The organism is Pseudomonas sp. RIT409, assembly GCF_003052515.2.
Taxonomy (GTDB): Bacteria; Pseudomonadota; Gammaproteobacteria; order Pseudomonadales; family Pseudomonadaceae; genus Aquipseudomonas.
Window position 1 is genome coordinate 1 of sequence record NZ_QARE02000030.1, and the last position, 13773, is coordinate 13773.

The 13773-nt window shown below is 60.7% G+C and carries 11 protein-coding genes, 3 tRNA genes and 2 pseudogenes; 6 read left to right on the plus strand and 10 right to left on the minus strand.

The window, feature by feature from the left end; translation table 11 throughout:
* Positions 1-161 (minus strand): annotated as a pseudogene (locus DBP26_RS27410) (oxidoreductase); the annotation flags it as partial.
* Positions 162-208: 47 nt separating this feature from the next.
* Complete coding sequence (locus DBP26_RS24790; protein ID WP_108240228.1) at positions 209-847, minus strand: TetR/AcrR family transcriptional regulator; 639 nt, start codon at positions 845-847, stop codon at positions 209-211.
* A gap of 110 nt (positions 848-957) precedes the next feature.
* Here DBP26_RS24790 and DBP26_RS24795 point away from each other — a divergent pair, with 110 nt between their 5' ends.
* The 6 genes from DBP26_RS24795 (at position 958) to DBP26_RS24820 (ending at position 8467) form a co-directional block, all read left to right on the plus strand.
* Positions 958-2040 (plus strand): nitronate monooxygenase, encoded by a 1083-nt coding sequence (locus DBP26_RS24795; protein WP_108240229.1) that lies wholly within the window; start codon positions 958-960, stop codon positions 2038-2040.
* Between the two features lie 180 nt (positions 2041-2220).
* Positions 2221-2931, plus strand: a complete 711-nt coding sequence (gene modA, locus DBP26_RS24800; protein WP_177411135.1) for a molybdate ABC transporter substrate-binding protein — start codon at positions 2221-2223, stop codon at positions 2929-2931.
* Positions 2932-3612, plus strand: coding sequence for a molybdate ABC transporter permease subunit (modB, locus tag DBP26_RS24805; RefSeq protein WP_108240231.1), 681 nt, complete (start codon positions 2932-2934; stop codon positions 3610-3612).
* A 4-nt stretch (positions 3613-3616) separates the two neighbouring features.
* Positions 3617-4705, plus strand: coding sequence for a molybdenum ABC transporter ATP-binding protein (gene modC / locus DBP26_RS24810; protein ID WP_108240232.1), 1089 nt, complete (start codon positions 3617-3619; stop codon positions 4703-4705).
* 87 nt (positions 4706-4792) lie between these two features.
* On the plus strand, positions 4793-5842 hold the full coding sequence (locus DBP26_RS24815) for a DNA topoisomerase IB (protein WP_108240233.1): 1050 nt from the start codon (positions 4793-4795) through the stop codon (positions 5840-5842).
* 60 nt (positions 5843-5902) lie between these two features.
* The gene (locus tag DBP26_RS24820) at positions 5903-8467 is read left to right on the plus strand and encodes an excinuclease ABC subunit UvrA (protein WP_108240234.1); all 2565 of its coding nucleotides are present in this window, start codon (positions 5903-5905) and stop codon (positions 8465-8467) included.
* A 146-nt stretch (positions 8468-8613) separates the two neighbouring features.
* Here DBP26_RS24820 and DBP26_RS27415 read toward each other — a convergent pair.
* The 8 genes and pseudogenes from DBP26_RS27415 to DBP26_RS24860 all read right to left on the minus strand — a co-directional run.
* A pseudogene (locus tag DBP26_RS27415) lies at positions 8614-8691 on the minus strand (DUF6021 family protein); the annotation flags it as partial.
* A gap of 758 nt (positions 8692-9449) precedes the next feature.
* Positions 9450-9536: transfer RNA gene (locus DBP26_RS24830), tRNA-Leu, on the minus strand.
* A gap of 181 nt (positions 9537-9717) precedes the next feature.
* Positions 9718-9791, minus strand: a tRNA-Cys gene (locus DBP26_RS24835).
* 45 nt (positions 9792-9836) lie between these two features.
* Positions 9837-9912: transfer RNA gene (locus DBP26_RS24840), tRNA-Gly, on the minus strand.
* Positions 9913-10157: 245 nt separating this feature from the next.
* The gene (pgsA, locus tag DBP26_RS24845; RefSeq protein WP_108240235.1) at positions 10158-10709 is read right to left on the minus strand and encodes a CDP-diacylglycerol--glycerol-3-phosphate 3-phosphatidyltransferase; all 552 of its coding nucleotides are present in this window, start codon (positions 10707-10709) and stop codon (positions 10158-10160) included.
* Positions 10710-10741: 32 nt separating this feature from the next.
* Positions 10742-12565, minus strand: a complete 1824-nt coding sequence (gene uvrC, locus DBP26_RS24850) for an excinuclease ABC subunit UvrC (protein ID WP_108240267.1) — start codon at positions 12563-12565, stop codon at positions 10742-10744.
* Position 12566: 1 nt separating this feature from the next.
* Positions 12567-13211: a UvrY/SirA/GacA family response regulator transcription factor gene (gene uvrY / locus DBP26_RS24855; RefSeq protein WP_108240236.1), complete on the minus strand. Its 645-nt coding sequence runs from the start codon at positions 13209-13211 to the stop codon at positions 12567-12569.
* A 204-nt stretch (positions 13212-13415) separates the two neighbouring features.
* On the minus strand, positions 13416-13760 hold the full coding sequence (locus DBP26_RS24860) for a helix-turn-helix transcriptional regulator (RefSeq protein WP_108240237.1): 345 nt from the start codon (positions 13758-13760) through the stop codon (positions 13416-13418).
* Positions 13761-13773 lie beyond the last annotated feature (13 nt).

A 13773-nucleotide genomic window follows, 5' to 3' on the forward strand; every position in this document is an offset into this window, starting at 1 on the left:
ATGGGCCCTTTGTTGGTGATGGCCAAGGCATCCTTATAGTTGAGCGTGCTGTGGGCCACGCGTACCGTCACATCGCCTTGCGGCAATTGTGCCTCGTCAACGGCGGTGAGCTTTACCTGGTAGCCGCCGTCATCCTTGTCGATCAAAACGCCGTTAAACATGGTTTGCCTCCGGTATAGACCAATCGTCTATAAATAGAACCGGAAAATCACCGTGGCAGGCCACGGAGAAATCCGCTGATGAAGGTGTTAAGGGGAGCGTCGCCTTGGACCAGCCGAGCACGAAGCACCGCGCCCTCCCAGCCGATCCAGAAATAAGCCGCCAACTCAGCGCAATCGGTGTGTCGGGGCAGTTCGCCCGCCTCTTTAGCGGCTTCGAAACACCGGCACAGTCGTCGCTGCCAGTCGAGGAAGATGGCTTCCAGCGCGCCTCGGAACCCTTCGGGCAGGACGCTGACTTCCTGACCCATGTTGCCGACCAGACAACCTCGACGGTAGTCATAGCGCGCCATGCTGGCCTTTGAGTGTTGCACGAACCCGGCCAGTCGCTCCAAAGGTGAAAGCGACTCGTCCAGCAGCCAGCGGTCCAGCCGCCGGGCAAAATACCCGGCATAGCTGGCCAGGACGTCGAGACCGAACGCCTCTTTGCTCGCGAAATAGTGATAGAACGACCCTTTCGGCACGCCAACGCGCTTGAGAAGGCCGTCGATACCGGTGGCCATGAAGCCCTGTTCGGTCAAGACTTCCACGCCACACCGAATCAGCGCTTCACGGGTGTCGAAGTCATCCGGACGGGCGATTTTCGGCGGCCGACCTGGGCGTCTGGGTTTAACAGTCGAGTCATTCATGGGGTTGCATATTAGACTGACCGTCTATTAAATCAACCGCGCACTGAAAAAAATAATCGACGCCCTCACCGCGTCGCCAGCGGAAAAGAGTCTTTCAGGAGAAGCTGCCCATGATTGCCTGGCCTGACACCCGGTTGCTCAAGTTACTCGGCATCGAAGTCCCCATTCTGCTTGCACCCATGGCAGGGGCTGCAGGCTCGGAACTGGCCATCGCCGTCGGGCGAGCCGGTGGGCTGCCGTCGCTGCCCTGCGCGATGCTCAGCCATGAACAGATCATCGAGGAGGTGGCATTGATCCGCGCCGGGACTCGCGCGCCGTTGAACCTCAATTTTTTCAGCCACCCAAACCCGGCGCCCAATGCAGCAGCCGATGAGGCCTGGAAGCAACTCCTCAAGCCTTACTATCAAGAACTGGGGGCCGACTTCGAGGCGCCTACGCCGCGCTCGAACCGGGCCCCATTCGACGAGGCCAGTTGTGCCTTGGTCGAAAACCTCAAGCCCCAAGTGGTCAGTTTCCATTTTGGCCTGCCCGCCGCGCCCCTCGTCGAACGCGTCAAGGCCACCGGCGCTGTCATCCTTTCCTCCGCAACGAATGTCGAGGAAGCCATCTGGCTGGAGCAGCATGGATGCGACGCGATCATTGCCATGGGGTACGAGGCCGGAGGGCATCGCGGCATGTTCCTCAGCGACCAGTTGCACACCCAGATCGGCACACTGGCCCTGGTGCCACAAGTCGTCGACGCCGTCAGCGTCCCGGTCATCGCCGCCGGCGGCATCGCCGACAGCCGTGGGATTGCCGCCGCGTTCATGCTCGGCGCCGCTGCGGTCCAACTGGGGACCGCCTATCTGTTCACTCCACAAGCCCGAATCTCGCCCCTGCACCGCACGGCGCTCGCGTCGGCAACCGACAGCCAGACAGCGCTGACCAATCTTTTCACCGGTCGCCCGGCGCGCGGGATCGTCAACCGCATCATGCGGGAGATCGGCCCGATGAACCCCAGCGCCCCTGCCTTTCCAACGGCCGGGGGTGCGCTGATGCCCTTGCGCAGCCAGGCTGAAGCCAAAGGCGACGAGGGCTTCATGAACCTGTGGGCAGGCCAGGCCGTGGGCATCAAGCACGCTTTACCAGCCGAAACACTGACCCGAGAGCTTGCGATTGGGGCCCTGGCTCGGCTCAGCGGCATCCGCAGCTGACCGACACGGTGTACGTCGGGCTTCCTTGAGGTGATCAGTCGCTATATATTTCACTGCATAGCGGTTGACCGACCTCCGGCGGCTCCGTGATCACCCTGTCCCAGCTATCATGGAGCTGCTTCAATGCGCGCCACGCCCTTTCGCATCCCGTTCACTTCCTTGACGATCGCCCTGTTCGCCATGTCGACCGCGACCTGTTATGCCGATGAAGTACAGGTCGCCGTCGCGGCCAACTTCACCGCGCCGATCCAGGCGATCGCCAAGGACTTCGAGAAGGACACCGGTCATACGCTGGTCGCCTCGTACGGAGCGACTGGGCAGTTCTATACCCAGATCAAGAACGGCGCGCCTTTCGAGGTGTTCCTGTCGGCGGATGACACGACCCCAGCCAAGCTGGAAAGCGAGAACGAAAGCGTAAAGGGCTCGCGGTTCACGTATGCGGTCGGCACCTTGGCCCTATGGTCGGCCAAGGCAGGCTATGTCGATGACAAAGGCGAGGTGCTCAAGAGCCCTGGTTACCAGCACCTGTCGATCGCCAATCCTAAAACGGCCCCCTACGGCCTCGCTGCGACGCAGGTGCTGGAAAAACTGGGCCTGACCGAGGCCACCAAAGCGCGGATCGTTGAAGGCCAGAGTATTGCCCAGGCCTATCAGTTCGTGCAGACAGGCAATGCCGAGTTGGGTTTTGTCGCCCTTTCGCAAGTGTACAAAGATGGCAAGCTGAGTAGTGGCTCGGCCTGGATCGTGCCCGCCGACCTGCATGAGCCGATCCGACAAGACGCGGTGATCCTCAACAAAGGCAAGGACAACCCCGCCGCCAAGGCGTTGATGGATTACCTCAAGGGCCCGAAAGCCGCCGCTGTGATCAAGTCGTTCGGGTACCAGCTGTAAATGCCGCTCAGCAGCGCGGACTTTGCCGCCATTTGGCTGACCCTGAAGCTGGCCTCCCTGACGACTCTGATCTTGCTGATCCTCGGCACGCCCGTGGCGCTGTGGCTGGCGCACACGCGCTCCTGGCTCAAGGGGCCGGTTGGCGCAGTGGTGGCCTTGCCGTTGGTGCTGCCGCCGACGGTCATCGGCTTCTACCTGCTGCTGTTCCTCGGGCCGAACGGCGCAGTAGGCCGGTTTCTGGAGAGCCTGGGGCTCGGCAGCCTGACCTTCAGCTTCAGCGGCCTGGTGGTCGGGTCGGTGCTGTATTCCATGCCGTTTGTGGTTCAACCTTTGCAAAACGCCTTCATGGCCATCGGCCCGCGCCCGCTGGAAGTGGCCGCCACCCTGCGTGCCAGTCCGCTGGACACGTTCTTCTCAGTGGTGTTGCCGCTGGCGCGCCCGGGTTTCGTCACGGGTGCGATCCTGGGGTTTGCCCACACCGTCGGAGAATTCGGCGTGGTACTCATGATCGGCGGCAACATTCCGGAGCGAACCCGCGTGGTGTCGACGCAAATCTACAACCACGTCGAATCCATGGAATACACACAAGCACACTGGCTGGCCGGTGCCATGCTGGCGTTCTCCTTCCTGGTCCTGTTGGTGCTCTATTCCCGCGGCAAGACCCAAGCAGCCTGGCGCTGATCCCATGACTTCATCCCTCGATATTCGATTGAACCTGACGTTTCCCGACTTCGACGTCGACCTTGATTTGTCGCTGCCGGGACAGGGCGTGACGGCCTTGTATGGCCAATCCGGCTCGGGCAAGACCACCTGCCTGCGCTGCATTGCCGGGCTTGAAGCGGCGGCCCGCGGCTACATCTCGATCAACGGCCAGGTCTGGCAGGACAGCAGCACTCGCCTATTCGTCCCGCCATACAAGCGTGCACTGGGCTACGTGTTTCAAGAAGCCAGCCTGTTCGAGCACCTGACCGTGCGGGGTAACCTGGAATTCGGGCTGAAACGCGTCGCCCCCGCCGAGCGTCGAGTGGACCTCGAACAGGCGACCACGTTGCTGGGCATCGATCATCTGCTGGCGCGACGTCCCGACAAGCTTTCGGGCGGCGAACGCCAGCGCGTCGGCATCGCACGCGCGCTGCTGACCAGCCCTCGCCTGTTGCTGCTCGATGAACCCTTGGCGGCGCTGGACGCGCCGCGAAAGGCAGAGATCCTGCCCTATCTGGAGCGCTTGCACGCTGAACTCGAAATCCCCATGGTGTACGTCAGCCATTCCCAGGACGAGGTCTCGCGCCTGGCCGATCACCTAGTGCTGCTCGACGGTGGCCGCGCGCTGGCCAGCGGCCCCATCGGCGAAACCCTCGCCCGCCTCGACCTGCCACTGGCCATGGGAGACGATGCGGGCGTCGTCATCGAAGGCGTCGTCGACGCCTACGACAAGGCTTACCAATTGGTCACCGTGCGGATTCCCCACAGCGACCTCACCTTGCGCGTCGCCCACAGCGCTGTGGCGACCGGCAAAGGGCTACGCTTCAAGGTGCAAGCCCGGGACGTCAGCCTGAGCCTGCAAGCCGAGGACCACAGCAGCATCCTCAATCGCTTGCCGGTGACCGTGGTCAGCGAAGCGGCTGCGGACAACGCGGCCCACGTGCTGGTCAGGCTCGACGCCGCGGGCACTCCGTTGCTGGCGCGGATCACCCGCTACTCCCGGGACCAATTGCACCTCAGAGCGGGCCAGCAGCTCTGGGCGCAGATCAAGTCAGTGGCGGTGCTGGCGTGAAGCGTCCACTGACAATCCGATCAGAATTCCGGCACGACTGCGCATGGGAACGGTCAACCAAGAGACTCGTTATCAGGACCGCTGCTCATGCCGGACGTCACCCACATCGAAGACCTGCCCAAAGACCTGCATTACGTCGATGACAGTCAGCCGGGCTTCACCCGCAAGATCCTGCGGGGCAAATTCGCCTATTTCGATACCCACGGCGAACGCATACGCGATGAGGCGCAGATCAAACGCATCAATGCCCTGGTCATCCCGCCTGCCTATAAGGATGTGTGGATCTGTGCCGACCCGCAGGGCCACCTTCAGGCCACCGGGCGCGATGCGCGAGGACGCAAACAATACCGTTATCACCCGCGCTGGCGAGAGATCCGAGATGAGAACAAGTACTCGCGCATGATCGCCTTCGGCGCGGCGCTGCCCAAGGTGCGCAAACAACTGGAAGCCCAACTGGCAGCCCCGGGCATGGGCCGAGAGAAAGTCATGGCGGCCGTGGTGTCTTTGCTGGACCAGACGCTGATCCGAATCGGCAACAGCCAGTACGCACGGGACAACCGTTCCTATGGCCTGACCACCTTGCGCAACAAACATGTCGACGTGCGTGGCAGCAAGATTTTGTTCCAGTTTCGCGGCAAGAGCGGCGTCGAGCATCAGGTCAGCGTGACCGACCGACGCCTGGCGAACATCATCAAGCGTTGCATGGAGCTGCCTGGTCAAAACCTGTTCCAGTACCTCGACGATGAGGGTCAGCGGCACACCGTAAGTTCCCACGACATCAATCAGTACCTGCATCAACTGACCGGCGCCGACTTCACCGCGAAGGACTACCGCACCTGGGCTGGCAGCGCCATGGCCCTGGCGACGTTGCGTAAACTGGACTGGGAACCGGAATCCGATGCGAAGAAGCACATCGTCGCCATGGTCAAAGAAGTGGCCCGATTGCTGGGCAACACGCCTGCCGTGTGCCGCAAATGCTACATCCACCCGGCGGTACTGGAAGCATTCGTGATTGGCGAATTGGCTAAACTGCCTCGCTCACGCCAACGCAAAGGCCTGCGCCTCGAGGAAGCCGCGCTCGCCGGTTTCCTCAACGGCCTGCAAGTTGCCGAGCGGTTGCGAGAGGAAACCCCCTGAGTCACCGTGTACCGCCCGCGCAGATAAGCTGCGCGTTGTCACCGCTGAACAAGGCCCACCATGACGACTGCGCCACAACCGCCTGAAAAAGCCAATCCGCCCTCCGACGCCTCGTCCAACGCGCCGCCAGACCGTACCGGTTTCGTGCGGGTGCGAGGCGCGCGCGAGCACAATCTCAAGAACGTCGACGTCGACATTCCTCGCGATGCGCTTGTGGTGTTCACGGGCGTTTCCGGCTCGGGCAAATCTTCACTCGCCTTCTCGACGCTGTACGCCGAGGCGCAGCGCCGCTATTTCGAATCGGTCGCGCCTTATGCCAGGCGTCTGATCGATCAGGTCGGCGTCCCGGACGTGGACGCCATCGATGGACTGCCGCCTGCCGTGGCGCTGCAACAGCAACGTGGCACGCCCAGCACTCGCTCCTCGGTCGGCAGCGTGACCACGCTGTCGAGTCTTATTCGCATGCTGTACTCTCGCGCCGGCGACTACCCCGCCGGGCAACCGATGCTCTATGCAGAAGACTTTTCACCCAACCTGCCGCAGGGCGCCTGTCCCGAATGCCATGGGCTTGGCCGGGTCTATGAAGTGCCTGAAGACCTGATGGTGCCGGATGATTCCCTGACCATCCGCCAACGCGCGATTGCTTCCTGGCCTCCGGCCTGGCAAGGGCAAAACCAGCGGGACATCCTGGTGACGCTGGGGTATGACGTGGACATCCCTTGGCGCGACCTGCCGAAAAAACAACGCGATTGGATTCTGTACACAGAGGATCAGCCCACCGCCCCCGTGTATGCAGGCATGACGCCCGAACAAACCCGTCAAGCGCTCAAGCGCAACCTTGAACCCAGCTATCAGGGGACTTTCATCGGCGCCCGGCGGTATGTTCTGCATACGTTTACCCATTCACAAAGCGCGCTCATGAAAAAGCGTGTTTCTCAGTTCATGCGCGGCAGTCCCTGCCCGCTGTGCGATGGCAAACGGTTGAAGCGTGAAGCGCTTTCAGTGAAGTTCGCTGGGCTGGACATCGGCGAGCTGTCGCAGATGCCTCTGCTACGCCTGGCCGATATCCTGGCCCCCGTCGCAGCGGGAGACGACGCGACGGGCGCTTCCGTGGAGAAGAAGCTTGCCGCCGAGCGCATCGCTCAGGACCTGCTGGCTCGGGTCCGCACCCTGACCGATCTGGGCCTGGGCTACCTCTCGCTCGATCGGAGCACACCCACCCTTTCTTCGGGGGAACTGCAACGCCTGCGGCTGGCTACACAGCTCGGGTCGCAATTGTTTGGCGTGATCTACGTGCTGGATGAGCCCTCCGCCGGACTTCACCCGGCCGACAGCGAAGCGCTGTTCGCTGCTCTTCAGCAGCTCAAGGCCGCGGGCAACTCGCTGTTCGTGGTCGAGCATGATGTCGAAACCATGCGCCGGGCCGATTGGCTGGTGGACGTCGGCCCGGCTGCCGGCGAACAAGGTGGACGGGTACTGTACAGCGGCCCGCCCGCAGGCCTGGCGCAGGTCGAGGCATCAAAAACCCGAGAGCACCTGTTCGACGATCGACACGACTTGCGCACCGATCGGCGTCAACCGAAGGACTGGTTGCGTCTGGCGGGGGTAACGCGCAACAACCTCCAGGACCTGAGCGCCGAATTCCCGGTGGGCTGTTTCACCTCAGTGACGGGCGTCTCCGGATCAGGCAAATCCAGCCTGATCAGTCAGGCGTTGCTGGAATTGGTGGGTGATGAATTGGGGCGGCCCGCCACGGGGCCCGACCAGGAAGAGCTCAGCCTCGAAGACGACTCACCTCAGCCTACCGATGGCCGCATCACGAGCGGCCTCACGGGCATCAAGCGGTTGGTGCAAGTGGATCAGAAACCGATCGGCCGTACCCCACGCTCCAATCTCGCGACTTACACCGGTCTGTTCGACAATGTCCGTAAACTGTTCGCGGCCACCGACGACGCAAAAGCCGCTGGCTATGACGCCGGTCAGTTCTCCTTCAACGTCGCCAAAGGTCGTTGCGAGCGCTGCGAAGGCGAAGGTTTCGTCAGTGTCGAATTGCTGTTCATGCCCAGCGTGTATGCCCCCTGCCCGACCTGCCATGGCGCGCGTTACAGCCCGCAGACACTGGCCATCCAGTGGCAAGGGCTGACCATTGCCCAGGTGCTTCAACTGACGGTTGACCAGGCCGTCGAGGTGTTCGCGGCCCAACCCGGCGTGTTACGCGCACTGACCGTTCTGCATGACATCGGTTTGGGCTATCTGCGCCTGGGCCAACCGGCCACTGAACTGTCGGGTGGCGAAGCGCAACGTATCAAGTTGGCGACCGAACTCCAGCGTAATGCCCGCGGCGCCACGCTCTACGTGCTGGATGAGCCCACGACGGGCCTGCACCCCAGCGATGTGGACCGACTGCTCAAGCAGCTCAATCACCTGGTCGACAACGGACACACCGTCATCGTGGTCGAGCATGAAATGCGAGTGGTTGCGCAGAGTGATTGGGTGATCGATATCGGACCGGGCGCCGGCGATGAGGGGGGCAACGTCGTGGCCAGTGGAACGCCCGAACACGTGGCCAGCTCCCAAACCAGCCGCACGGCGCCTTTCATCAGAAAACTCGTGCGCAAGCCCTGATACACCCCTGCTGGATACGGGACGGCGCTGATCGCGGTGCCCAAAGAAAAGCCCGGCTGCGAAAGCCGGGCTTGGAATGCCGAAACCAGTTCCTATTCAGGGACTTTTCCGGGCACCGCTTCGCGAGAAACGGGGTCATTGCTGGTGCGGGCAGGATGCAGCGGATCCACTTGAGGATCCGACACATCGGGAGAGTCAGGATCGAAACCCAGCTCATCATCCACGCCACTGCCAGTATTCGCCGTGCCGTTTTCCCGTTCGACCTGCGAGTCCTGATCCGACCCCGGGTTGCCAGGGGGTGGATTCCAGTCGACGGGGCGCTCGCCCCCCTGTTTCGGCTCGGACGCCGCTTGCTCCAAGCCCGAGCCGTGCCCTTCGCCGGTATCGGCGTTCGGCTCATCCGGGCCGGGATAGGCAGCTTTAGGTCCATTGTTATCGATGTTCATCTCATTCTCCCGAGTGACACGCGGTCTATCGCGCATACACATCGGAATGACGATATCGCCGAGAGTGCGATGGGATCGACGAGCGGGCAAATCCTGCATCATCCCCGCTTGCGGCGCTTAAATGATTGCCCACAGCAAACCGGCACAGAACACAATCAGCACTGCACAGCCGAAAAATTGCAGGTCAGTGGCAAAATCCAGTTCTTCATCCATTTCACAGCACTCCATGGGGTCGAGATGGATTGATTGATTCTGCGGATTATCAGGAGTTCACAGCGTTTTCTGGCTAGAAATCATCGGTACTGATCGTGACTGATGGGTCGGCTGTGGAGCAGTCGCCCGGATGCTTTCCATGCAACCTCTCGTCAGTCCGCCCCAAGGGTAGGCCAGGTCATGGGAGCCGGCACGACAGTTGATTTCGAGGCTGAGCAATAAGGTAAAACTCGGAAACCCGCTAAAGTGGTCGAGCGCTTTCAACAGGCCGAAGTAGGGAGAGGAGAAACAAGGACTGCACGCTGCAATCCCTGTTTGAAAGATGGTGCCCCGAGCCGGAGTCGAACCGGCACATCCTTTCGGACGACGGATTTTAAGTCCGGTGTGTCTACCAATTTCACCATCAGGGCATGTTGCAAATGGATTCAGCCGGTTCGACATTTGTCGACTGCTGAACCCGCAAGAGCTGGGAATATATACATCCCCTCCCTGCGACGCAAGCGTGAAACATTGCTGGATACATCTAAAAAATCTACAGACTCAAAAATAAAAAAGCTCTGTAAATCATGGATCTACAGAGCTTGTTTATAGTGGAGGCCGAGGTCGGAATCGAACCGGCGTAAACGGATTTGCAATCCGCGGCATAACCATTTTGCTACTCGGCCTCAAACATTCAACGCTCTAACCGCTAGCGCTCAATGCATACAAACTGGAGCGGGAAACGAGACTCGAACTCGCGACCCCGACCTTGGCAAGGTCGTGCTCTACCAACTGAGCTATTCCCGCTTGGTGTGGGCGCCATTCTATAGATTCAAATGACCCCGTCAACCCCTTGATTTAAAAATACTTATTATGGGCCCCTACTGCGCGCCGCCTGAAAGCACACTGCCCTTTGCGCCAGTATCCAGCCCCGCCGCGGCGGCGACCTCGAGGCAACGACGCCCATGGGTTCATGGTAGGAGCCTTTACGCACGGCGCAGGGGAAAATGCCCCTTAATTGAACGCTTGAGGGGGCAATTGATCCACGACGACTACGCCGTTGTCTTCAAATGCGGCCAGGCCGCCCGCAAATATTGCATCATCGACCACAACGTGAGCCCTGCCGCGACCATCAGTAGCACATAACCCAACACCACCCAGAACGTAAAGGCAGGCGGGTTGGCAAGCAGGATCACCAACGCAAGCATCTGCGCTGCTGTCTTCCATTTGCCGAGGTTCGAAACGGCGACTTGAGCACGCGCGCCCAGCTCGGCCATCCATTCGCGCAATGCAGAGATCACGATTTCGCGGCCGATGATCACCGCTGCGGGCAGGGTCAGCCAGAAATTGGCATGGACCTGCACCAACAGCACCAGCGCCACGGCTACCATCAGCTTGTCGGCAACGGGGTCGAGAAAGGCACCGAAGGGCGTGCTCTGCTGCAGGCGACGCGCCAGGTAGCCATCGAGCCAGTCTGTCGCGGCCGCGAGTGCGAATACCGAACTGGCCGCCAGGTAGCTCCAGTGGTACGGCAGATAAAACAGCAGAATGAAGATCGGAATCAGCAGGACACGTAAGACGGTGATCAGATTAGGGATGTTCATCGGCACAACTGGCTACAAGGTGAACGGGCATTCTACTCGCTGTGCAAGCTTGCATAAATCGACTCTGCAAGCTTTTTGCTGATTCCAGGTGCCTTGGCGATTTCCTCGATGCTGGCGCGGGACAGCTCCTGCAGGCCGCCGAAATGCTTCAACAGATCGCGACGCCGTGTCGGGCCGACCCCGGCTACCCCTTCCAGCGTCGACGTGCGGCGGGTTTTACCGCGGCGCGCGCGGTGCCCCGTGATCGCAAAACGGTGCGCCTCATCGCGAATCTGCTGGATCAGGTGCAACGCTGGAGAATCGCCACGCAAGGTGAACTCATTGGCCGCCTCATTGAGGTACAACGTTTCGAAACCCGCCTTGCGTGTGGTCCCCTTCGCCACACCCAACAGGATCAGATCAGGTATGGCCAGTTCATTCATGACTTCCCTCGCCATGTTCAATTGGCCTTTGCCACCGTCCACCAACAGGATATCCGGAAGTTTGCCTTCGCCGTCCTTGATCTTTCCGAACCGCCGGGTCAGCGCCTGATGCATCGCGGCATAGTCGTCGCCGGCCGTGACCCCTTCGATGTTGTACCGACGGTAATCCGACTTGATCGGGCCTTCGGGGCCGAAGACCACGCACGACGCAACGGTCGCTTCGCCGCTGGAATGGCTGATGTCGTAGCACTCCAATCGCTGAGGCGGCTCGTCGAGTTTGAGGACCTCGGCCAGCGCATCGAACCGCGCGGCGACGTGTTGACGGTTGGCGAGGCGCGCAGCGAGCGCTTGCTCGGCGTTGGTGACGGCCAGTTGCTGCCAGCGCGCCCGGGTGCCGCGCACTCGGTGACTGATGGTGATTTCACGACCACGGGAGTTCTCGATCGCTTCGATCAACGCAGGAAAGTCTTCATTGACGACGTTGACGATCACTTCCCCCGGCAATTCGCGCTCACCCCCGCCTAAAAAGTACTGCGCGAGGAAAGCCGACATCACTTCGCCGACCTCTTCCTCGATACCGACCTGAGGGAAGAAATTCTTGCTCCCCAGCACCCGGCCTCCACGCACGCTGATCAGGTGAACACAAGCGCCCCCGGGATTGACGAACGCCGCGACCACATCGACATCCCCCGTCCCGCCTTCCATGCTTTGTTGATCCTGAACGCGCCGCAGCAGGCCGATCTGGTCGCGCAACTCGGCGGCATGTTCGAAATCCAGGGCCATCGCGGCCTTCTCCATGAGCGCATTGAGTTCATCGCTCAGGGCATTGCTTCGCCCTTCGAGAAACATCACCGAGTGACGCACGTCCTCGGCGTAAATCTCAGGCTCCACAAGGCCCACGCAAGGTCCCTTACAGCGCTTGATCTGGTACTGCAGGCACGGCCGCGTGCGGTTTTTGTAGAAACTGTCCTCGCACTGGCGCACGTGAAAGGTCTTTTGCAGGATGCTCAGGCTTTCGCGAATGGCCCCAGCACTGGGGTAAGGGCCGAAATACCGACCTTTGGCCTTCTTCGCCCCGCGGTGAATGCTCAGACGCGGAAATGCGCCGTCCGACAGGTGCACGTAAGGATAAGACTTGTCGTCGCGCAACAGAATGTTATACGGCGGCCGTGATTCCTTGATCAACGTCTGCTCAAGCAGCAGGGCTTCCGTTTCGTTGGCGGTGATGGTGGTCTCAACGTGGGAAATGCGGCCAACCAGCGCGCTGGTTTTCGGCGCATGGCCGGTCTTGCGAAAGTAACTGGCCAGGCGCTTCTTGAGGTTCTTGGCCTTGCCCACGTAGAGCAGCCGCCCCTCCGTGTCGAACATGCGATACACGCCGGGTCGGCCGCTGCAGGTGGCCAGAAAGGCACTGGGATCGAACGATGGATTCATTTCAGGCGCTGGCATCGACCATGCCGTGACGCACGGCGAGCAAGGCAAGCTCGACGTCACTGCCGATCGACAGTTTCTCGAAGATACGATAACGGTAGGTATTGACGGTTTTGGGCGACAGACACAGTTTGTCGGAAATGGTCTGCACCTTCTGACACCCGACGATCATCAAGGCAATCTGGATTTCCCTTTCGGAGAGCAGATCGAAGGGGGATTGGCTGGTCTGGGGCTGAAAGGATTTCAAGGCCAATTGCTGGGCGATCTGCGGACTGATATAGCGCTGACCGGCAAACACCAGGCGGATGGCCTGGACCATTTCCGTCAGCCCCGCACCTTTGGTCATGTAGCCCGCCGCCCCCGCTTGCAGCAGGCGGGTCGGGAACGGATCTTCCTCGCACACCGTGACGGCGACCACCTTCATGTCGGGATGGCTGCGCATCAGTTTGCGCGTGGCCTCCAGCCCTCCTATGCCAGGCATCTTTACGTCCATCAGGATGACGTCAGGCTTGAGCTCGCGAGCCTTTTTCAAGGATTCTTCGCCCGAGTCGGCCTCCCCGACCACCTGAAGACCGTCGATGTCAGCCAGCATCCGCGTGATACCTGTCCGAACCAGATCATGGTCATCGACAACCAACACCCTAATCAAGCAGACACCTCGCGGAACGTTTTATGACGAAAGATCGCCACCTTAACAAAAAGAAAGTGCATGACCTAGCGCGACATCGGTCGTCTGACCATGACAGAGGGTGTGTAGAGATAACGTCACGCTACCACTACCAACCTCGGAACCTGCAAAAAATCTCCACCGGCGCTGCCCGGCGCCCCTAGACCCGCGGCCCTCCTACCCGGTTCATTTATCGGCTGTATAACTGGCTTTGTACTCGGCCAGAGTCGTCGTCAGGCGCCGAATGGCATCCTGATCCTCTTTGACCAGCGTTCGGTAGCTGCCCAATACCCATTCCTCCACTTCACTCAGGTTATCGATCGGCATCGGTGTGCGCGCGCCGGTCAGGACATACAGGACGTCGACACCTTTGGCGGCCACGGCCGCCAGGTAGTCGGCTTTGGGCGTGCGGTCGCCACTTTCATATTTACCCTGAGCATTGGGCTCAACACCGCCAATTTCTCCAAACGCTCGTTGTGAAAGCCCCAAGCGTTCGCGTTCTTCCCTAAGACGGGCACCAATTCCACTCATTTGAATGCGTAAC

Bases quoted from the DNA above. Each gene is read 5' to 3' on its own strand.
- DBP26_RS24815 (WP_108240233.1), top strand. From the start codon at position 4,793: ATGCCGGACGTCACCCACATCGAAGACCTGCCCAAAGACCTGCATTAC.
- modC (WP_108240232.1), top strand. From the start codon at position 3,617: ATGACTTCATCCCTCGATATTCGATTGAACCTGACGTTTCCCGACTTC.
- DBP26_RS24860 (WP_108240237.1), bottom strand. From the start codon at position 13,760: ATGAGTGGAATTGGTGCCCGTCTTAGGGAAGAACGCGAACGCTTGGGG.
- DBP26_RS24795 (WP_108240229.1), top strand. From the start codon at position 958: ATGATTGCCTGGCCTGACACCCGGTTGCTCAAGTTACTCGGCATCGAA.
- modB (WP_108240231.1), top strand. From the start codon at position 2,932: ATGCCGCTCAGCAGCGCGGACTTTGCCGCCATTTGGCTGACCCTGAAG.
- DBP26_RS24790 (WP_108240228.1), bottom strand. From the start codon at position 847: ATGAATGACTCGACTGTTAAACCCAGACGCCCAGGTCGGCCGCCGAAA.
- DBP26_RS24820 (WP_108240234.1), top strand. From the start codon at position 5,903: ATGACGACTGCGCCACAACCGCCTGAAAAAGCCAATCCGCCCTCCGAC.
- pgsA (WP_108240235.1), bottom strand. From the start codon at position 10,709: ATGAACATCCCTAATCTGATCACCGTCTTACGTGTCCTGCTGATTCCG.
- uvrC (WP_108240267.1), bottom strand. From the start codon at position 12,565: ATGAATCCATCGTTCGATCCCAGTGCCTTTCTGGCCACCTGCAGCGGC.
- modA (WP_177411135.1), top strand. From the start codon at position 2,221: ATGTCGACCGCGACCTGTTATGCCGATGAAGTACAGGTCGCCGTCGCG.